This window comes from Thermanaerothrix sp., from assembly GCF_056331585.1.
The window spans coordinates 202,211-222,538 of the sequence record NZ_JBWGPQ010000001.1; the positions used below are offsets into that span (position 1 = coordinate 202,211).

15 protein-coding genes are annotated in these 20,328 nt (G+C 45.8%); 6 read left to right on the forward strand and 9 right to left on the reverse strand.

Going from position 1 to position 20,328, the window contains the following annotated elements:
* Positions 1 to 19: 19 nt before the first annotated feature.
* Positions 20 to 1,012 carry a glycosyltransferase family 2 protein gene (locus AC01YT_RS00905; protein WP_476672238.1) on the forward strand — a complete coding sequence of 331 codons (993 nt, stop codon included), beginning with the start codon at positions 20 to 22 and terminating at the stop codon, positions 1,010 to 1,012.
* Between the two features lie 16 nt (positions 1,013 to 1,028).
* Entirely contained in the window at positions 1,029 to 2,999 is a 1,971-nt protein-coding gene (locus tag AC01YT_RS00910) for a hypothetical protein (RefSeq protein WP_476672240.1), read from the forward strand.
* Between the two features lies 1 nt (position 3,000).
* On the opposite strand, the gene AC01YT_RS00915 is transcribed toward AC01YT_RS00910, so the two are convergent.
* Positions 3,001 to 4,512 carry a hypothetical protein gene (locus AC01YT_RS00915; protein ID WP_476672242.1) on the reverse strand — a complete coding sequence of 504 codons (1,512 nt, stop codon included), beginning with the start codon at positions 4,510 to 4,512 and terminating at the stop codon, positions 3,001 to 3,003.
* Between the two features lie 99 nt (positions 4,513 to 4,611).
* Between AC01YT_RS00915 and AC01YT_RS00920 the strand changes: the two genes are divergently transcribed.
* Both AC01YT_RS00920 and AC01YT_RS00925 read left to right on the forward strand, forming a co-directional pair.
* Positions 4,612 to 5,208, forward strand: coding sequence for a glycerol-3-phosphate acyltransferase (locus tag AC01YT_RS00920; protein ID WP_476672243.1), 597 nt, complete (start codon positions 4,612 to 4,614; stop codon positions 5,206 to 5,208).
* Positions 5,209 to 5,226: 18 nt separating this feature from the next.
* A complete protein-coding gene (locus AC01YT_RS00925; protein WP_476672245.1) occupies positions 5,227 to 5,877 on the forward strand; it encodes an N-acetyltransferase family protein in 651 nt (216 codons plus the stop codon).
* A 61-nt stretch (positions 5,878 to 5,938) separates the two neighbouring features.
* Here AC01YT_RS00925 and AC01YT_RS00930 read toward each other — a convergent pair whose 3' ends face one another.
* On the reverse strand, positions 5,939 to 6,151 hold the full coding sequence (locus AC01YT_RS00930; protein WP_476672246.1) for a cold-shock protein: 213 nt from the start codon (positions 6,149 to 6,151) through the stop codon (positions 5,939 to 5,941).
* Positions 6,152 to 6,565: 414 nt separating this feature from the next.
* Between AC01YT_RS00930 and AC01YT_RS00935 the strand changes: the two genes are divergently transcribed.
* Positions 6,566 to 8,266, forward strand: coding sequence for a DUF6909 family protein (locus AC01YT_RS00935; protein ID WP_476672248.1), 1,701 nt, complete (start codon positions 6,566 to 6,568; stop codon positions 8,264 to 8,266).
* A 49-nt stretch (positions 8,267 to 8,315) separates the two neighbouring features.
* Here the strand turns inward: AC01YT_RS00935 and AC01YT_RS00940 are convergent, their stop codons facing one another.
* From AC01YT_RS00940 to AC01YT_RS00960, 5 genes are all read right to left on the reverse strand, one after another.
* Positions 8,316 to 11,024, reverse strand: coding sequence for a valine--tRNA ligase (locus tag AC01YT_RS00940; protein ID WP_476672249.1), 2,709 nt, complete (start codon positions 11,022 to 11,024; stop codon positions 8,316 to 8,318).
* Positions 11,025 to 12,487: 1,463 nt separating this feature from the next.
* Positions 12,488 to 13,582 (reverse strand): glycerol dehydrogenase, encoded by a 1,095-nt coding sequence (locus tag AC01YT_RS00945; protein ID WP_476672251.1) that lies wholly within the window; start codon positions 13,580 to 13,582, stop codon positions 12,488 to 12,490.
* Positions 13,583 to 13,718: 136 nt separating this feature from the next.
* Positions 13,719 to 14,417, reverse strand: coding sequence for a hypothetical protein (locus AC01YT_RS00950; protein ID WP_476672252.1), 699 nt, complete (start codon positions 14,415 to 14,417; stop codon positions 13,719 to 13,721).
* 256 nt (positions 14,418 to 14,673) lie between these two features.
* Positions 14,674 to 15,327, reverse strand: coding sequence for a response regulator (locus AC01YT_RS00955; RefSeq protein ID WP_476672254.1), 654 nt, complete (start codon positions 15,325 to 15,327; stop codon positions 14,674 to 14,676).
* On the reverse strand, positions 15,296 to 16,519 hold the full coding sequence (locus tag AC01YT_RS00960) for a sensor histidine kinase (RefSeq protein WP_476672256.1): 1,224 nt from the start codon (positions 16,517 to 16,519) through the stop codon (positions 15,296 to 15,298). The genes AC01YT_RS00955 and AC01YT_RS00960 overlap by 32 nt, the downstream gene beginning before the upstream one ends.
* Before the next feature lie 142 nt (positions 16,520 to 16,661).
* On the opposite strand from AC01YT_RS00960, the gene AC01YT_RS00965 reads away from it, so the two are divergent.
* Entirely contained in the window at positions 16,662 to 18,164 is a 1,503-nt protein-coding gene (locus AC01YT_RS00965) for a B12-binding domain-containing radical SAM protein (protein ID WP_476672257.1), read from the forward strand.
* Here AC01YT_RS00965 and AC01YT_RS00970 read toward each other — a convergent pair.
* The gene (locus tag AC01YT_RS00970; RefSeq protein ID WP_476672259.1) at positions 18,150 to 19,400 is read right to left on the reverse strand and encodes a glycosyltransferase; all 1,251 of its coding nucleotides are present in this window, start codon (positions 19,398 to 19,400) and stop codon (positions 18,150 to 18,152) included. The genes AC01YT_RS00965 and AC01YT_RS00970 overlap by 15 nt on opposite strands.
* A gap of 64 nt (positions 19,401 to 19,464) precedes the next feature.
* A complete protein-coding gene (gene pheA / locus AC01YT_RS00975; RefSeq protein ID WP_476672261.1) occupies positions 19,465 to 20,298 on the reverse strand; it encodes a prephenate dehydratase in 834 nt (277 codons plus the stop codon).
* Positions 20,299 to 20,328: the final 30 nt, after the last annotated feature.

Below are 20,328 nucleotides of genomic sequence, written 5' to 3' on the forward strand. Positions count from 1 at the left end.
ATAATAATGTCCGTTCCTTATGCCCACACTTGAGCGACTTTCAATCGTAGTGCCTGTTTTCAACGAGGAAGAAAACCTGCCTCTCTTGTATCAGGCGATTTATTCTGCCATGGCGGCTATCCCGTGGGTGTGGGAAGTCGTGTTTGTTAATGATGGAAGTCAAGACCGCAGTGGGGAAGTATTAGAGTCTTTGGCCGTTTCGGATCCTAACCACGTGCGAGTGGTTGAATTGCGACGCAATTTCGGGCAAACGGCAGCGATTGCCGCTGGAATAGATCATGCTTTTGGGGATGTCATTGTCCTAATGGATGCTGATCTGCAGAATGACCCAGCTGACATTCCAATGATGCTGGAAAAAATTCAAGAGGGATACGATGTCGTTAGCGGATGGCGTGTGCATCGAAAAGATGCATTTCTTACTCGTACTTTGCCTTCACGGATTGCCAACGGCTTGATTTCTTGGGTTACTGGTGTCCATTTACACGATTATGGTTGCACCCTAAAAGCCTATCGGCGCGATGTGCTTACAGGGTTCAAACTCTACGGTGAAATGCATCGGTTTATCCCGGTTTATGCTCATGGGGTGGGGGCCAAGATTATCGAGGTGCCGGTTCGTCATCACCCGCGGCGTTTCGGAAAAGCAAAATATGGGCTTGAACGTACTCTCAAGGTGATCCTGGATTTGTTTACGGTTAAGTTTCTCAATAGTTATGCTAATAAACCTATTTACCTTTTTGGTGGCACCGGCGCGATATTGATTTTTCTTAGCACTCTGCTATTGCTCTATTTGTTCATTCGCCGTGTTTTCTTTGGCATCGGTGTGTTAACCTCGCCGTTTTTCCAAATGGCAACGATGATCGGGATTTTAGGATTCCAATCTATTTTAATGGGGTTAATTGCTGAATTACTGGTGCGAACCTATCATGAATCTCAAGGTAAGCCTACATACACGGTTAGACGAATTATTCGAGAAGGTGTAGAGGAACCGATATCCTTGAGCAACGCACGTTGAAGTGATCAAAGAATCTATGAAGAGCAAAAACGAACAACGTCAACGCTTGTTTTTAGTTATCTCTCTACTGCTTTGGTTGGTGTTTGTTTGGGGATTGGTTCATTGGGCTCAGACTGTTAGTGGTCTGGGCTTTTTTGTTATATCTTGGAAATGGCGATTGGGGTTAGGGGGATTTATTGGTCTGGCTATTCTTTGGGCAGGATTGTTGATTGCTGCTTATTTTCACGATATCACACCATCTTTGTGGTTACAACGAACCATAACGTCGTGGATAGCCCATTTTTGCGGTTTTGTCATTGCATTGGGTTTTATGGTGATTCCAGTGGTTGCCATAAGTGGATGGTTGCCACATCCCGAAGTTTGGGAACCTTTTCCAGCACGATTGATGTTATTGAGCGCCAGCATCTTTTTCGGTGGAATGGGAATCTCGTTGATAACGAATGATGAGATTGGTTGGCTAGGATGGGTAGGAAGCGCTTTGGTTTCGGGTATTGGATTTATCCTATTGCAATATTTACCGGGGATTAGTTCTTATCCTCTTTCTCTAGGTTGGTCTGAGGCCAGTCGTTATTATTATGGCTCACTATTTTTTGCCAAGCGCATTTATGGAGTTTCCGTGCCTCTTTCGCCACTTCATCCAGCCCGCTATATGCTGTTGGCGATCCCGTTTGCATTGGGCAATCTTCCGTTATGGGTACATCGGTTTTGGCAGATTGCCTTATGGTTAGGAACGAGCCTCGCTACTTCAGCGGCTCTGGTAAAAAGATTGCCAATAGGAAATCGGCTTGCGCGTTTTGGGGCTGTCATTTGGGGAGCATTGTTCCTATTGCAGGGGCCGGTATATTATCACCTCACCTTGTGCGTAATCCCCGTATTATTATTTTTTGATGCTCAAAAGCCCCGGCGTACTTTGTTGGTAGTCCTAATCACCTCACTTTGGGCAGGGGTCTGCCGTATTAATTGGTTTCCTGTGCCCGGGGCACTGGCAATTTTCTTGTGGCTGCTTGAAAAACCTATCGGGGAACAACCCCTTTATCTTTACTCCAAATGGCCTCTTCTATTTGGCATATTGGGTTTGGCTGTAGCCTTCGCTACGCAAGCGGTATATATTGCATTATCTGGGCAACCATCCTGGATGTATGATTCGACATTTACTTCGGATTTACTTTGGTATCGTCTTCTCCCTAGCCCGACCTATCCTATAGGGATTATTCGTGGTATCGTCTGGGTGTCTTTGCCATTATGGATTCTTATTACTGTCAATGGTTTACGTAACTTTAGCAGTATCAGTATTTGGCGATGGGCGGGAATTGCGGCTATTATAATGATTTTCTTTGTGGGGGGATTAGTGGTTAGCGTTAAGATCGGGGGGGGTAGTAATATTCATAATTTGGATGCATATCTTATTTTTCTAATGACAATTGGAGCATATCTTGTAACCCATTGTCTCGTTGCAGATGGGAGATTGTTGCAAGTATGGCGTCCAATTCCTGTTTTGTTGCTATTAGGATTCCTGCCGGTTGGGTGGCACATGTATTTTGCGCATCCCATCATGAAGCCTGATGAAAAGATAGCCTGGCAGGATGTTGAAATCCTTCGGGATTGGGCTCAAAAAGCCGCTGCTCAGGGGGGGAGAGTATTATTCATTAACCAACGTCATTTGTTGACCTTTGGGATCATACAGGGGGTGCCCCTGGAGCCAGAATATGAGTTACTGGTGTTAATGGAAATGGCAATGGCTAACAATTCTCGTTATCTCAGTCGTTTCTATAATGATCTAGAACAACAAAAATTTGATGTGATCGTTATTGGCACTCCTAATATACCAATAAAAGACCCTACGAAGGATGCGTTTGCAGAAGAGAATAATGTATGGGTAGAGAGGGTGGTCTTGCCGCTGCTACGGAATTATAAAGTCGCTCTTGTTTTGCAATCTGATGTCGCTGTGATGGTGCCGCGAATTGAAGACATCACCGTTTCTCCATGAATTATGGTTGGGCGGTATGGTGTCTAAGGCAAATCGTTGCTAGATGGTCTTCATATAGACATTCCCAGCCCGAGTCTTGACGGAGAGCCATAATCAAGCGAGAATCTTGTGGAAAAATTACCCAATTGATTTGATATTTGTCCAGCCAAAACTTCCATCCTTCGTCCAGGGTTAAGATTTTCTCATACGTTCGCGTCAAATCTTCTCCATAAAAATCGGTTTGTCCATCTATAAAAACGCGATATTCTGGCCAAAGGCGGAATAGCAAATAGCCTCCCCAGGGAAAGTAATTCATCATGTTTCCATTGGGTGAAGAAGCAATAATCCAGTTTGTAGCCTCAACTGGAAATACATTGGGATCAAATTGGTTGTGTTCCTTGAACCAAGGAGAAGATAGAATCAGGTAGATAATGATTAATGAACCTATGGTTGCCCAGATGGGTAACCTAATCTTGGTTCGCAGGCTGATAAATTCCTTTTCACGATTTTCCCATCGGGTTCCCGTTAGGAAACTTCTTATTTGCATACTTAGAATTGGGGTCATAATTAGAGCGTATAGGGGAATATTGCGAGCGCTCATTAGCGCCAATGCTGTCCAACCCACCCCCAGAAAACGGTGGGCCATTGGAACAGGCTGTCTTTGTGACATGGCTAACCATAGGGAAAGTAAAATCATTATCAGGAAGGGCCATGTAGCGAGCGATTGAAAATTGGGGGGAAGATATTCTTGTGTATGGCTAATGAGGTAGCGGTTGGTTACGTACTCAATACTGGTTTCCCAGAGCCGGATACCAACAGGGTTGATCAAGGAGATAACAAATAAGAGAATTCCGAGGCCGGAGAATTTTGCCAATTGACTGCGGAAAAAAGGGATGTCTTTTCTGTGCTTAAGATACTCCCCAAAAAATTCTGCCCAATAGGCTATAAAACAGGCAAATCCGGAAATGAAAGCACCATGGGTGTTAACCCAAATCAACATCAAAAGGAGAGGTTGCCAAAGGGGAAGGGGACGTCTGAGGCGAAGGTTTTCTAACATTCCTAACCAAATCGTAAGGTAAAGAAAAGTAAAAATGTGAGGTCTGGCTAAAAAGTGTAAACTGGCCGCGGAAAATGAAAAGAGGCTCACCATTAGAGAAGTTAGAGGAAAAAGGCTTGCGGTAAGCGCCTGGCGATAGATCAACAACCAAGTAATGGCGATCACCATTCCAACGAAGAGGACAATCCCGTTTAAGCCAGCCCATTGGTGAATTAGGGCAAAAATCAATTGGGCCAACCATTCATGAGGGGTAAGTGGTTGTCCGTAGAGGGAATGTGAGAATAAATCTCGGGTTGGGATGGTGTAGGAGGATAAGATATAGTAGCCCAGGGTTAGATGTCGCCCCAAATCTCCGTCCTGGTTTAACAATCGTGGTCCAATTCCTATGACGCCAAGTAATGTGGCAAGGAAAAGGATTTCTTCAATCCTTGGTAAACCAATGGGAAAAAGGAACTTCTTCGCTTTCTTGATTGACATGGTTTGGGATATTTTACATGATAGACAAACGGGAAGATTGTGTGAAGTACAATAAAAATTATCGTACTATTCTAATGCTTTATTTGAGGGATATAAGGCGTGTTTATATTGGCTCTTGTTTTGGGATTTCTCTCCGGAAGTCTGCCTTTTTCTGTTTGGATTGGGAAACTATTCTTATCGCAAGACATTCGAGAAATTGGCGATGGAAATCCTGGCGCCACAAATGTTTTTCGAGCTGGTAATTGGAGGGTCGGAATATTGGCTTTGTTGTTAGATTACCTTAAAGGCGTTTTGCCAGTTGCCATTTCTTATTCGGTATGGGGGATCAATGAAGGAAAATTAATTGCAGTGATGATGGCTCCCTTATTGGGACATCAATTTTCACCTTTTTTGGGGTTTAGGGGTGGCAAGGGCGTGGCGACAACCTTTGGGGTTTGGACTGGGGCAACTATGTGGGAAGGCCCTATTGTTCTAGGTTCCCTTCTAACCATATTTTATTTTCTTTTTGACCATGATGCCTGGTCGGTTATTTTTGGTATGATCGGATTGCTTTTGTATTGGTTACTAAAGGGAGCAACTGCAGAAATTTATGGCGCAGCATTGGCAAATCTGTTCTTTTTATTGTGGACCCATCGGTTGGCACTAAACGGTAAAATTGGGATAAGGTTTCGAGGATTTAGATTAAAAAGTCGCTGAAGTTCTTGAGAATAGACAATGAGCACAAGGTGGCATATTCATCCTTATTATCCTAATGATCGCGATGCCCTGTTTCGGATTGCAGGGGATACTGCTTTTTTCGGTAATCCTATTGAGGCTTACATGGAAGATCGAAGGTTTTTTCTGGATGCCTTTTATTCGTATTACACAGACTATGAATCTGAACATGCTTGGGTGGCAGTTGCCGATGGGAAGGTGATTGGATTTCTAGTGGGGAACCTAGATCCAAAAAGGTATCGAAGAACAATGGCACACAAAATTATTCCCGCGGTCATAAAAAGGCTTGGGCAAGGTGAATACCAAATTGGACCCAAAACGCGAAGATACTTACGCGAAGTTGCCCTGGCTTTCATTCGAGGAGAGATACCGAAGGTGGATGAGATGCTATACCCCTCTCATCTCCATGTGAACGTGGATGCCCAGTGGCGCGGCCTTGGCATTGGCAAAGGACTATTAGTGAGCTATCTAAATTACTTGCGCTGCCTTGGGGTGCCAGGCGTTCATTTGCAAACGACTAACTTAAACCGGGCGGCCTGCCATGTGTATGAAAGTCTTGGTTTTTCTCTGCTTAAGGCACGAAAGACCCGCATGTGGGAGTGGATAGTCAACGAAAAAGTTGAGAATCGGTGCTATGGTATGCGATTGTAAAAAACAAGGCCAGCAATATTGCTGGCCTTGTTTGGTCTTGTGGTAATTCTAAGGAATTGTTTTATTGTTTTACAACAACATTGCTGGCTTGCAAACCCTTAGGGCCGCGCTCGATCGAGAATTCGACGAGCTGACCCTCTTCTAAGGTGCGGTAGCCATCGCCACGAATTGCAGAAAAATGAACAAAAACGTCATTTCCACCTTCGCGGGAGATGAAACCATAACCCTTACTTCCATTGAACCACTTGACCGTACCGATGTAACGTTCAGACATTGTAAATTGCCTCCTTCAGGCGAAAAAAGGTATTTAGGTGTTCAGCTTGTTCCATCGGAACGATCAAACAATTAGGCTCACGGAAATTCCGTGAGCCGCCGTTCTTATTCCGCGAACTTACTGGTTTCCTTGGTTCTGTTTATATCATGGGGTTGTATTTGTGTCAAGGGCTAGAAGCACTTTGTTAGCGCAAAGATGAAAACTCCCTGATTGGCCCCCCTTCATAGTCCAGTCTCCCCTCTATTATCTCTCAACCCTTCAAAAGGCACATTAATAAATATATCACTAAACAAGCCAAATCTCCATTCTGTATAGATAAGTTGGGTTGAAAGAAGTTGGGGAGATGCGAAAATTATAAATAATTTTTGTCATTATGCTAAAATTTCACAATTCCTAGTTGATGGAGTTATATAGATGGAGCGAACGGTCCCAAGTACAGCATCAGGGGAAATTGCCCTTTACCTGCGAACAATTTATTCTCTATTGAGATCTACCGAAAAAGTACAGATTCGAGCATTGGAGGAAGTTCATCTAGCCACTAATTCTTCGCTTCATCCTGATGCACGGAAGCCCACGCCTGACACTTCGGCCTTTATTTATAGTCTCCTCCGATTACCGGAGTGTATTTCAGAGGTTCAGACGGTTATCTTGGGACAAAGTTTACACGTTTTTACGCGACATGGCTATCCTGATGTAGACAAATGGCAGCAGGTTACTGCCCGTGCTCGGCGTCGGAGGTGCTATTTTAACCACCGCGATACTCTGGCGTGTTTGATCGCAAGTCGCTCGGATATTGACGATTTGATCCCCACCCTGACTGCCTTTCAAATCGAATGGAATAAGCTCCACCGCCTGTTGCAAGGACGGCCCGCAGACATCAGTTGGGAAAGACTCGTTAATGAACCAGCTTTATCACAAGAATTGGCTAACCTTTTGAAAATAAGCGAGGAGGATTTAGAACGCCTGCGGGCGGTATGGGGAACGCGGTTTGCCGTAAATTTACAGCGAATTGCCCATCGCGCATGTAATATAAGTGTGCGTTTACTCAGTGGGTCATTGATAGAATACAGGCGTGCCACCCGAGCGTGGTGGGAAAATATTGTGCGAACTCATCCTGAGCTACTGGAAAAGCCGGTTTACTTTATTTCTAGTAACACTCATAGTGTGGCTAATTTGCTTTCTGGTTATGCTCTTTCCAAGCGTGAAGAGTTGATTCGGTTTCTAAATCAGGAAAAATTTTCAGATTGGCTTGATGAATGGCATAGTATTGAACAGCGCCAGTCTTTGGGCGAAGAAAACTTTTTGTATTACATTCTAAAGAAATATCAACAAACTTCAAAAGGTCGGTACACACTTAAGGAGCAATTGGAGTATGAGAAAGAACGGGGGATATATCGCGTTCCGAGTGGAAATTACTTTGATATTGAGGCTCAGGTTATCCGGTTATCTGCCCTAAACAGCGCGAATTTTGATCCACGCATTCGTGCAGGAAATATGGACTATCTGAAGCAAAGCAATGCGCTTATTCTCAATATTGATTACCCCCTTGGTCTTGGGGCATATAATCTTCTTACTCTCATTGCCGAATATGTTGAGCCTATTATGGGGGTATATGTTATGGGCAAAGCCGCCACTTTAAATGGGCGTTTAGGGGATGTAATGATCCCTAATGTGGTCCAGGACGAGCATTCCCAGAACACCTATCTATTTCAAAACTGCTTTAGCGCTTCGGATGTTGCGCCTTATTTAATTTTCGGTACGGTGTTAGATAATCAGAAAGCGGTGAGCGTTTTCGGTACATTTCTACAAAATGCGCAGATTATGGATGTAGTCTATCGAGAAGGCTATACCGACGTTGAGATGGAAGCCGGTCCTTACCTTTCGGCAATTTATGAAATGACCCATCCTAAGCGGCATCCAGTTAATGAGATTGTAAGCCTTTACAATCTTCCTTTTGATTTGGGAATTCTGCATTATGCTTCAGACACTCCACTAAGTAAAGGGAAGAATTTGGGTGCAGGTACTCTCTCCTATTTTGGCATGGATTCAACCTATGCAACAACCATTGCCATTTTGAAGCGAATTTTTTCCAACGAACGAGCACGACTTGCTTAAGAAACCAGAGCGGCCTTATTATTGATGAGGCCGCTCTGTGGTAAGGGGGTTACTGGTCTAAGGCTCGAAGTTGATCACGCAGGCGCGCGGCGGTCTCGCGGAAGGTTTCAAGTTTTTGTCGTTCCTTTTCAACAATCTGAGCTGGTGCTCGCTCGGCAAACGGTCCGGCAAGTAACGCTTCCAACCGTGAAATTTGTTGTTCGGCTTCTGCCAATTCCTTCTGCAGGCGCGCCCGTTCCTCCTCAAAGTCAATCAAATTGGCCAGGGGAATGTAAATCTCGATACCCCTCGCGACCAAAGCAATTTCGTTGCCGGAGCGATTCGTCCGATCCTTGAGAATTTGCAATTCTTCCGTTGAGACTCCAGCAAGTGCAGCGATGATTTGAGATTGCTCATAAAGCATTTCAGCATGATCGCCTGCCACAATTACGGCGGGTATCTTCTTGGCGGGAGAAACTTTCTTCTCGGTGCGAACGTTGCGAATCGCTCGGATGATGTCCTGTACCATTGCAAAATGTTCGGTCTTTTCCTCTTCCCAATCCTCGGGGGGGTGAGGTTCAGGCCAACGCGCGATGATCAATGCCTCCGCCCAACCCTCTTTGGGGGCGAGCAACTCGCTTTTTGATTGGACAGCTTGTTTTAGATGCCCCCACAAAGCTTCAGTGACGAAGGGGGTGAAAGGATGAAGTAATCTTAGACAAGTATCAAGGACACGTACCAGGGTATATGCCGTATAAAACGCCCGATCACCCCCTTGAGCCAATTGAAGTTTGGCGATCTCAATGTACCAGTCGGCGAATTCTGACCAGAAGAAATCGTAAATTTGTCGCCCGGCCTCGCCAAATTGGTAGGATTCAAATAATCGCTCTACCTCACGGAGAAGGTTCTGCAAGCGTGCCCAAATCCACGAATCGGCTAATGTCCATTGGGGGGGTGATTGTGGGGCTGGTGGGCACGATTCAAGCGCTCCAATGACGAACCTTCCGGCGTTCCACACTTTATTGGCAAAATTCCGATTGGCTTCCACCTTCTTAAGACTTAGATTGATATCATTTCCAGGAGTTGAACCAACTAGCAGAGTGAAGCGGAGGGCATCAGTGCCCATTTGCTTCATGACCTCAAGAGGATCAATTACATTCCCCTTGGTCTTGCTCATTTTCTGTCCATGCTCATCACGGATTAGACCATGTAAGTAAACCGTATGGAAGGGCTCGCGACCGGTAAACTCAAGGCCAAACATGATCATTCGAGCTACCCAGAAGAAGAGAATATCGTACCCGGTTTCCAGAACTGAGGTGGGATAGAAATATTTGTAATCGGGGGTTTCTTCTGGCCACCCTAGGGTTGAGAATGGCCACAATCCTGATGAGAACCATGTATCTAAAACATCCTCATCCTGATGAATATGTGGACTACCACAAGTGGTGCAGGATGTAGGATCTTCGCGGGCAACGGTCATAGCTCCACAATCATCGCAATACCAAACCGGAATGCGATGCCCCCACCACAGTTGACGGCTGATACACCAGTCCTGAATGTTTTCCATCCAGTTGTAGTAGATTTTGGTGAAACGATCGGGTATGATTCGGATGCGTCCTTCGCGTACGGCTTGTAATGCAGCATCAGCTAAGGGCTTTATGCGAACGAACCATTGTTCGGAGAGTCGGGGTTCGATGATTTCGCCGCCACGTTGAGAGCGAGGTACAGTTATCGTATATGGTTCTTCTTTGATGACCAAGTCGGCTGCGCGCATGTCTTCCCAAAGTTTTTTTCGGCATTCGAAGCGATCTAAACCAGCATATGGTCCACCGGCCTCATTAATTCGAGCCTCTTCGGTCATAATGTTGATGATTTCGAGATTATGGCGTAAGGCAATCTGGTAATCATTGGGATCATGGGCAGGGGTGACTTTGAGGGCTCCGGTACCAAAACTGGGGTCTACATATGAGTCGGCGATGACTGGTATAAGACGCCCTAGAATGGGCACTCGAACTTTACGACCTATAAAAGAGGTGTAACGTTCGTCTTGAGGGTTAACCGCTACGGCAGTATCACCAAGGATGGTCTCGGGGCGAGTAGTAGCAACGGGGATATAGGTATTGGGATCGTCATCAAGAACGTATTTGAAATAATAGAGTATGCCAGGCTCTTCAGAATACTCTACCTCAAGATCCGAAACTGCAGTACGGAGGCCAGGCGACCAATTGATCATTCGCAAACCGCGGTAGATCAACCCTTTTTCATACAAACGCACAAAGGCTTCACGCACAGCGCGTGAAAGTCCTTCGTCAAGGGTAAAACGCTCACGACTCCAATCGCACGAGGCACCTAAACGGCGAATCTGGCGCGTAATGATGCCGCCGTATTTCTCTTTCCACGCCCATACCCGCTTAAGGAAAGCCTCACGTCCGAGCTGTTCGCGGCGTAGGCCTTCTTTTGCCAATTCACGTTCAACTAAAAGTTGGGTTGCAATTCCGGCGTGGTCGGTGCCGGGTACCCAGAGGGTGGGTTCCCCTTTCATACGATGATAACGGATCATCAAATCTTCCATGGCTACAAACATGGCATGGCCGAGGTGTAGTTCACCTGTCACATTGGGTGGGGGAATACTGATAACAAACGGTTTGTGAGAGGGATCAAAATTGGGCAAGTTGGGATCGTTCCATGGCTTGAAATAACCGCGTTCTTCCCACCATTTATAAAGTGGTTCTTCAATGGCAGAAAAATCATATGTTTTGGGCAGAATGTAACCAGACATGTGCACCTCTTGGCATTGAATTCTCAGAATCTAACCCATATCGAAATGAAAAACCTTTCCTCCTCGCATGAGGACGAAAGGTTCTCTTCCGCGGTACCACCTCATTTCGCCGGTTTTTGACCAGCGCACTTTCCCGGACTACCATCCGGTTTTCGCGATAACGGGCTTACCCGTGCCGGTCTACTCTCCCTAAGCGGGATTTCTTCGGCCATAATGCCAGACGACTTCGGTCAGGTCTCTCTGCTGAGGCTCTCAGCCAATGACCTCTTTTTCTGTCAGAGGTTGCCCGACTTACTCCTTCTGGCGGCTTGGATATTAGATTTGACCCGATTATACAGAGAAGCCTGTGAGATGTCAAATTGGCAAATGCCGTTATAATGGCCTATGTCATGAGATACTTAAGATTCAAGATAACGAATTCGCGAATTAAAAGTTTACTTATTGGGGCAGTTATAGGTTTGCTTTTTCTTGTTGCGTGTTCCCCTATTAAAGGGGATGATTATCTTCTGGATAAGATCAGCACCAATACCCTTCCACCACTTCCTGAAGGAACCACTGGGCCCATCCCTTCTTTTTCGCCTATGCCCTCTTCTACGTTAACCCTGAGGCCAACACACACTTTCACCCAGACGCTAACTCCTACGATAACCATCACCCCAACACCTTCAGCTACATTTACCGTCACGTTTACCCCGACGTTTGATTTTCCCGATGTTGTGGTTAAGATGCAAGCACATTGTCGTTATGGACCAGCCAAGGCTTTCCTTCATGCCGCTGATTTGTATCCGGGAGATCGTGGTACGGTACGAGGACGATTTCAGTATAGTTCCTGGTTATATGTGAAATTCGATAAACTCAACTACTTTTGCTGGGTCTCGCCGTCTGTGGTGGATGTAAACGGAGATATTACCAGGGTTTACTTCACCAAACCGCGTTTGCCTGGCCCGAGCGTTTTATATCCTCCGCCGAGTAATGTCCAGGCGATCCGGGATGGAACACAGGTTACTGTGTCGTGGAGTCGTGTATCGATGACGGAAGACGATGATCGGGGGTATATGTTAGATGTATTTGTCTGTCAACAAGGTAACCTCATTTGGTGGCCTGTGGGATTACCGGACCAATATCAGACTAATTACACGTTTACAGATGAGCCAGGGTGTGCTCAACCCTCTGGAGGGGTACTTTATACGGTTGAAAAGCATGGTTACTCTCAACCTGTTAATATCCCTTGGCCTGTGCCGTAAAGAATTAAAGTATTGAGGGGCAAAAATAACCGTTGTTGATGCTTCGGCAGTCATGGTTGCCTTATGGGGATTTTTTAAAGTGCGGTACTCATAAGATTGGGTGGGGTTCATTGTGTCATTCGATAGGGCATTTTTTCGTCAGGTTGATATCTAAGGAATTAAAGCCCCACTCGAACTTAATTGAACGAGTGGGGCAGGTTAATTTGCTAAACTAATTGGTTAAAATCCTTTACGGCGGCGACCTTCGGCATCCGCGGCCTTTAGAGCCATGAAAACAGATTGAGGTGTGATGTCTCCAAGTTCGTTGAAAATGGTCTCACCAGGAGCACAGGCTTTTTCGGCGGCACGCATTAGATCGTCGTCACTGATATTCTTTAGACCAATTTCAGCGAGGGTTGTCGGAAGTCCTACCGCCTCACAGAAAGAGTAGACTTCATCAATAGACTCAGGGGTTTTCCCGGTGAGGAATAAGGAGGCTAGGGTGCCGATTGCCACTTTTTCGCCATGGAAGTAATGATGGGTGGGTTCTAAAACGGTTAGGCCATTGTGAATAGCATGGGCTGCTGCTAAACCACCCGACTCAAATCCCAGACCGCTGAGGAGGGTGTTGGCTTCAACTATTTTTTCAAAAGCTGGGGATACAACGCCAGCGCGGTTGGCGGTCACGGCCTGAACACCGTAGGTGAGCAAAGTTTCGTAACAGAGTCGGGCTAAAGCATAAGCGGTCATTGAACCAAGACGTCCTGTCATATTAGGGGCGCGTTTAATTTGGCAAGACTCGGCTTCAAACCAAGTGGCAAGAGCATCGCCCATACCGCTGATCAGGAAGCGTACTGGGGCTTTAACAATGATGCGAGTGTCTACCAGCACAACGTTGGGATTGGTAGGCAGGAAGAGGTAACGTTTGAATTGTCCCTCTGGCGTATAGATAACTGAAAGCGCGCTGCATGGGGCATCGGTTGAAGCGATGGTTGGAACAACGATGACCGGAAGATGCAGAAAATATGCCACAGCCTTGGCGGTATCAAGTGTTTTTCCACCCCCTATTCCAATGACAACCTGAGCCTCGAAAGTTTGGCCTGCTGTTACTAACCGATTAATTTCTTCGTCTGAGCATTCTCCACCAAACTTTTCAACTTGGGTGTTAATGTGTCTTTGAAGAGACGGAAGCAGTTCAGGAAGGATTGCTTCGTGAACGAACGGATCGGCCAACAACAAAGCCTTAGAGCCCAATCGAGCGCTTTCATCACCCAAGAGGTCCAAGGCATTATAACCTTGCACATAACGTCCAGGGAAAATTGTGGTTGTAACCATTGTCAGATACCTCCTAATAATCTGTGATAAAATTCACAATATGGATTCTAGTACATTGTTACAAATTTCACAAATAATAAAGCAGAACGATTATCATTGAAATAGGGTGATCTATGTCACAATATAGCTGATCCTACTATCGTTGCACGCCGCGTCGCATGAGTAAAAGATAGAGACCGAAAACAATAATTGCAATTGAGCCAGTGTTGCTGAGCAAGGTGGGGGTTGCAGAAGGATTGCCTGCGATGTACAGCGATATGCCGGCGATGCCCAATATTCCGCCCGGGATGAGAGGCCACCAAAGAGCGCTTTGCCTGATCGTTCGACTGGTTAGAGAAATTAAGATCCAGCCGAACGCAAACCAGAGGAGAGATAAACCAATCACGGTAAGGGTTGGTTCTGTGGGGAGGTGACTTATGAGAGCATAAATCCCAGGCCCAATGCCTAAGAGAAGACCACCCGGTATTAGCCAGCCCACGGAATGATAGCGAACACCTAATATAATAAAAAAAAGGCCCCCAGCAACGGAAAATAAAAATGCAAAATCACTCAATTTGGCAGGGGTAAAAAGAGTAATATAAGCAGTGACTGCTCCCAAAGGCGCAAGTATGAACGCCCACCCGATTGAACGAGTAAAGAAACATGGTGTGAGTAAACCAATAATCAAGCCACTTATCGTTACTCCCCCCGCGATTACGCCAATCCAGATGATAAATTCAAAGGGCAAGGGAGCTAAAAACAGATAACCTTCCCAGACTATTCCAAGGCTAAACAGGAAGGAACCCACTACCCAAAAAATAATTCGGCGCGCCCATAATGACCATCCACTGAGCAAGAGGCCACTTATGATCAGAGCCAGCCATCTGAGATGGCCTGGCCATAGATAGGGATCGGCAAGGATTAATAAACCGGCAATGACCAGTATTGAACCTATGGTTATTTGCCAAGGGGGTGGAAGGCGAATCTTTTTCTCGATTAGATCGCTATCGTTCATGATTAGGATACCAGGAAGAACGTCATCACGCTAATTAACCTAAGTTTATGCGTCTTTTGATCTATTGGGGGTCTCCTAAGACATAATTGAGAGATGTTTAGGGGAGTATCCCTAATTCTCGTCCGCGAATAACTGCCTGAAGGCGGTCCTTTACATTTAGTTTGGACAGAATATTGGAAAGATGGTTTTTCACCGTCCCTTCTGAAATAAAAAGACGTTCCGCGATCTCTTTGTTAGAAATGCCCGTAGCAACCAATCGCAAAACCTCGATCTCACGCGGCGAAAGAATTTTTTCGGCTTCAATAGGATGAGAGGCGATACGAGGTAATCGTGAAAACTCAGCCACGACTTTGGCTGTTATTGAGGGTAGGAGGAAATATTCACCTTTTGCGGCTGAGCGGATTGCCTCAAACAATTTTTCCGAAGACACATCTTTAAGTAGATAACCAATAGCGCCTGCGCGAAGTCCTTCAAAAACATCCTCGTCGTCGTCAAAGGTCGTGAGAACAAGGATATTGCAATCGGGGTGGAGGCTGCGAATGCGCTGGGTTGCCTGAACACCATCCAAAATGGGCATCCTCAAATCCATTAGGATAACCTGAGGGCGAAGCAAATGAGCAAGCCGAACTGCTTCTTCGCCATTACTAGCTTCCCCCACGACCTCAAATTCGGGACGGGAATTTAAGAGCGTTTTTAGACCTTCTCGAAAGAGAGCCTGGTCATCCACCAGCATAATTTTTATTTTGGTCATAATTTACCTCGGTCGGTAATACCATACGAATAGAGAATCCCTGACCTTCAATAGATTGAATATCAAGTTGACCATTGAGTTGCGCTACGCGTTCGTGCATCCCTAGCAAACCAAATCCATTTTGTGTTGAGGTCATTCCACCAACGCCATCGTCTTGAATGGTGAGAGAAATCGCTGAAGGGGATTCAAAGTCCAAAGTCACCTGGAACTCGGTGGCATGGGCATGCTTAAGGGTGTTGTTCAGGCCTTCTTGGATCGCCCGTAGCAATGTTAGGGCAATTTGAGGTGAAATGGGGCGAGGGTTGCCAGTAACGATGAGTGAGGTCCTGATGCCGCCGTTACTTCCTGCGTCTAAAATCTGTTGGATTTGGGGGATTAATGGTCCTTCTGCTAAGGGTGCGCGGAGCGCTGCCACCGATTGGCGCACATCATGTAATGCTTGTTGAGTAAGGACTTCGGCCTTGTTGAGTAGGTCAATGGCTTGGTGGGGATTATGCTCTAGAATAGCTTGGGCAGCACGAATTTGAATATTGATCGCAGTCAGATGGTGGCCGAGACCATCATGGATCTCACGAGCAAGGCGGTTGCGTTCTCGGGTTATGGCCAACTCTTCGGCTTGAAGCGCGTATTCGCGTAACCTCTGGTTCGCGCTTTCAAGATCGTGAACCAATTGTTGCACTTCTTGCTTGGCTTTTTCTTCGTTCAAAGCCATTTGAGTGAATACCAGGATAAAGATTTGTCCGGCAAGGAAAACTGGGGCATTTGCCCAAGCCACTTGCCATCCACCCCCAACAATAATTGTAAGTAGAGCATACCCGACAAGAATAATGGCATTTACTGCCTGTCTCCACACCCCTTGTAACAAGATAACACTTTGACCCACAAGCGGGAGAAGGGCTAGAAAATCAAAACCGCTTTGCCCATCGAGAAAGACCAGTCCCATTCCCAGTGGTATTTGAATTATAAAGTACAAGATACGGCGGAAGAGGTCAGTGTGTGTAAGGATCCATTGATAACCGTAAATCCCGATACCTAAATAAATTACTCCGATGAGCAGGGTGATGGTCAGGATAGGGATAGAAATGTCTCGGACTGTGCTCAGCATGGTGAAGAATGCCGCTAGCACCATGACAGAGAAAGCCAGATGGATCCCGCTGCCCGCGAAAACAGAATAATGGTTGCTTTTTGTCATTGTGACTCAATTATAAGACCTATACATCCGGAACTTTTTACATATTGAGAAAATGGGGCTTAAGTATGACCTCACTCCTATTCTCTGATCAAGAGAAGAGTTTACACTCAAAGTGTGGGAAGTTTCTGCGGGAGGGAAGGTCATGAATGTGCTCCTAGTTTATCCGGAATTTCCAGATACCTTTTGGAGCTTTAAACATGCTTTGCGATTTATCGGAAGGAAGGCATCCTCGCCACCGTTAGGATTACTGACGGTAGCATCTATGCTTCCGGCAAATTGGTCCAAGCGTTTGGTGGATATGAATGTCGAACGGCTCACTGATGAAGACATCGCTAGGGCGGATATAGTGATGATTTCAGCAATGGTGGTACAACGCTCCTCGGCCAAAGAGGTCATAAAGCGTTCCAGGCGAGCGGGAAAACGCATTGTTGCTGGAGGACCGTTATTTTCAGCAGAATGGTTTAGATTCTCGGAGATTGATCATTTGGTGCTGGGAGAAGGTGAGGTCACTTTGCCTCAATTCTTGGAAGACTTTGAAAAGGGGAATCCGGCTCCTCTATATCAGGCCAGTTCCTATGCGGATTTGAGCGCAACGCCGATACCGGCGTGGGAGTTGGCTAAAATTTCTGCTTACGAGTCATTAAGTATCCAGTATTCCCGTGGCTGCCCTTACAACTGTGAGTTTTGCAATGTTACCGCCCTTTTCGGTCATCGCCCACGCACGAAAAGTGCCGAGCAGATTGTCGCGGAATTAAATACCATGTATTACGACCTGGGTTGGCGTCGAAACATCTTCTTTGTGGATGATAACTTTATTGGTAACCGTCGCCAAATAAAAGATGAAATATTACCGGCACTGATCACTTGGCGCAAAGGCAAAATAGGGTGCCCTTTTATTACCGAAGCCTCTATCAATCTTGCGGATGATCCGGAACTTATTTCCATGATGCGTGAAGCGGGTTTTGTATCTGTGTTCATTGGTATCGAAACCCCCTTAGAAGAAAGTTTACGCGAATGTCATAAATCGCACAATATGCACCGAGATTTATTGAGTAGCGTGCGCCGCTTGCAACAAGCGGGTTTACAAGTTATGGGAGGCTTTATTGTAGGTTTTGACAACGATCCACCCACGGTTTTTAAACAGCAGGTTGAATTTATCCAACGCAGTGGGATCGTTACAGCAATGGTGGGAATGCTTCAGGCCCCTTATGGTACGCCATTATATGAGCGATTGGCGGCTGAAGGTCGTTTGCAGGCCGAGATCAGTGGTGATAACACAGATGGTACTACCAATATCCTCCCCAGGATGGGACTCAATCAATTACGTGAGGGTTATCAGTATATTTTGAGAGAACTATATAGTCCACACGGCTTCTATAGACGGATCATGACCTTTTTGGATCACTATGTGCCACCTCGGATAGGTGTTCCGATAAAGGGGGGAGAGATAAAGGCTTTTATCAAAGCGATTTGGGAACTGGGAATTAAAGGTGATGAGCGACGGGAATTCTGGCATTTACTCTTCCGTACTCTTATAAAATATCCCAAGAAGTTTGTTCACGCAATCACACTGGCTATTTATGGATTTCATTTTCGCAAAGTGATGCAGACGAACGAAATTCCATCCACTTTACGGATTCCATGATAATAACAGATCTCTAAGTCGGTGCTCTAGTACTTTGAATGAGTAATACTTAAGACCCAAACGATAATTGTGCTCGGTCATTTCGCTCGTAATCTCAGGGTGAGTTAGGAGATGCTCGACTTGATTGATCGTGCGGTCAGTAATAAACCCATCAAACTCAATCGTGCGAAAGCCCTTGGGTTTGATGTCATAAGCATAGATTGAATAATTGTTAATAAGAATGGGGCGGCGAAAGTAGACAGCTTCTAGAAAGGCGTTCCCAAAGCCTTCAAAGGTTGATGGGTAGGTTACAAGATCCGCTTGTGGATAAACATCCCAAAGGGAGTATATCCTGCGCCCATCAGGCGTCTGCCCACGCTGATCACGAATAATGTCAGAGACAAAGTTTACGGATGCATTGAGGGTCTGCGCCAGCCATCGGATGTGTTGCTCGTAGTCGTGTCCTTCATCGCCGCTAGCGTGCGAAATGATTAAGCGAGCCTTAAGTCCTAAACGGTGGATAAGCTCAATGGCATGTTCAATGCCTTTGCGCTGAACCACACGGGTGGGTTGAAGAAAGAAAAATTCATCGTCGTGAATCCCGAGATCTTGTCGCAAATATTTCGTATAGTCACTATCTAAAATTGGTGGATTCTCGAAATCCATCACATTTCCAACCAAAACCGAGGCTACACCAGTTCGATGGGCCAACTGGTGAGCCGCAGACGAGTTTATAACAACATGTCTAATAAAGGGAAGGTTAGGGGGGAAGGCTTGGTTAAGGTAATCCCAGACACAATTCACCATGAACCGTGTACGTTCCCAAAAGAAGTCATGGTGATGAGCAATCGTGGGAATTCCTGACTCGGCGATAAGTTCGCATAGCGCTAGCCCTAGAGGGATGTTCATGGGAATGGCCAGAGCATTCTCGACAAGCAAAATATCAACCTGAAACCGCTTGATGAAGTGTTTTAGATGATTTTTTAAGTAACCTTTTATCCGAGAGATTTCTTTGGTTATAATGGGAGGGCGAATCCGGTGTCCGAACACAATTGTATTGATCTTGACAATTTCAGGGTGATGAAATGAGGCTTCAGGAACGATGTAACTGATATCGTTCGGACGATTAGACTCCCCGGCAAAATAGAAACAAGAATACCCCAATCGCTCCAGCACAATAGCCCATTTTTCGCTTTCTAAAGACACCCCATCTGTACCGGCAAAGCGGGTGGAAACAAAGCCCAAATTTTTCATCATCCCTCCGCAGAATCCGTCCCAACAAACACCTTCATATTATTATAGATTGCAACATAGGGAGTAATCATGATAACGGGAGGGGGTGAAAAGGATAGCACCCAAGTATTCGCAGCATAGTTGCAAATTCATTCAGGTTTTCCAAAGCCCGCTCGACAACTTTATTGGCTGTGGAGCCGAAAAAATCAACATAAAACAGATATTCACCTGGTCTGCCAAAAACTGGCCGAGACTCAATTTTTGCCAGGTCAATTTCGCGGAGAGCAAAGACAGCCAAAGCCCGAAACAAAGCACCAGGACGATTGATCAAGGTAAAAACAATCGAGGTCTTGGCCTGGTTACGAGGAGGCTCAATGGACTCGCGGCTCAAGATCAAGAAGCGGGTAAAGTTTGCCGAATGATCTTCGATCCCTTCGGCAAGAATGGCCATGTTGTAGACCTCTGCAGCACGTCGCGAGGCAATGGCTGCCACAGCGGGATCAGCCTGGCTCAGTAATAAACGCACTGCGCCAGCGGTATCATAGACCGGTTCGGTAGAAGGAATCCCCAAGCGTTTTAAGGTATCACGACATTGTGCTAGTGCCTGAGGGTGGCTAATCACTTTTCTTAAGTGTTTGATATCCGCATTAGGCCAGCCGATCAAACAGTGTTGAATCCTCAAATGGTATTCTCCAATAATATGCAACGAACGAGACAACAAGAGATCATAATTCTGATGTACACTCCCCGCTAGAGAATTTTCAATCGGAATAATACCTTGATCTGCTATTTTTTGTTCGACAGCGTCGAACACGGCTTCAAATGATTCGCATGGCAGGGTCTCAATTTGAGAACCAAAATATTCAATAGCCGCGCTTTCGGAATAGGCACCGTGTTCACCTTGAAAGGCTATTATTTTCATGATGACTATATCTCTGGTTACCAATTTGGG

Coding starts and splice junctions, on each gene's coding strand:
- AC01YT_RS00915 (WP_476672242.1), bottom strand. CDS start 4,512: ATGTCAATCAAGAAAGCGAAGAAGTTCCTTTTTCCCATTGGTTTACCA.
- AC01YT_RS00905 (WP_476672238.1), top strand. CDS start 20: ATGCCCACACTTGAGCGACTTTCAATCGTAGTGCCTGTTTTCAACGAG.
- AC01YT_RS00970 (WP_476672259.1), bottom strand. CDS start 19,400: ATGATGAAAAATTTGGGCTTTGTTTCCACCCGCTTTGCCGGTACAGAT.
- pheA (WP_476672261.1), bottom strand. CDS start 20,298: ATGAAAATAATAGCCTTTCAAGGTGAACACGGTGCCTATTCCGAAAGC.
- AC01YT_RS00935 (WP_476672248.1), top strand. CDS start 6,566: ATGGAGCGAACGGTCCCAAGTACAGCATCAGGGGAAATTGCCCTTTAC.
- AC01YT_RS00940 (WP_476672249.1), bottom strand. CDS start 11,024: ATGTCTGGTTACATTCTGCCCAAAACATATGATTTTTCTGCCATTGAA.
- AC01YT_RS00960 (WP_476672256.1), bottom strand. CDS start 16,519: ATGACAAAAAGCAACCATTATTCTGTTTTCGCGGGCAGCGGGATCCAT.
- AC01YT_RS00910 (WP_476672240.1), top strand. CDS start 1,029: ATGAAGAGCAAAAACGAACAACGTCAACGCTTGTTTTTAGTTATCTCT.
- AC01YT_RS00930 (WP_476672246.1), bottom strand. CDS start 6,151: ATGTCTGAACGTTACATCGGTACGGTCAAGTGGTTCAATGGAAGTAAG.
- AC01YT_RS00955 (WP_476672254.1), bottom strand. CDS start 15,327: ATGACCAAAATAAAAATTATGCTGGTGGATGACCAGGCTCTCTTTCGA.
- AC01YT_RS00925 (WP_476672245.1), top strand. CDS start 5,227: ATGAGCACAAGGTGGCATATTCATCCTTATTATCCTAATGATCGCGAT.
- AC01YT_RS00945 (WP_476672251.1), bottom strand. CDS start 13,582: ATGGTTACAACCACAATTTTCCCTGGACGTTATGTGCAAGGTTATAAT.
- AC01YT_RS00965 (WP_476672257.1), top strand. CDS start 16,662: ATGAATGTGCTCCTAGTTTATCCGGAATTTCCAGATACCTTTTGGAGC.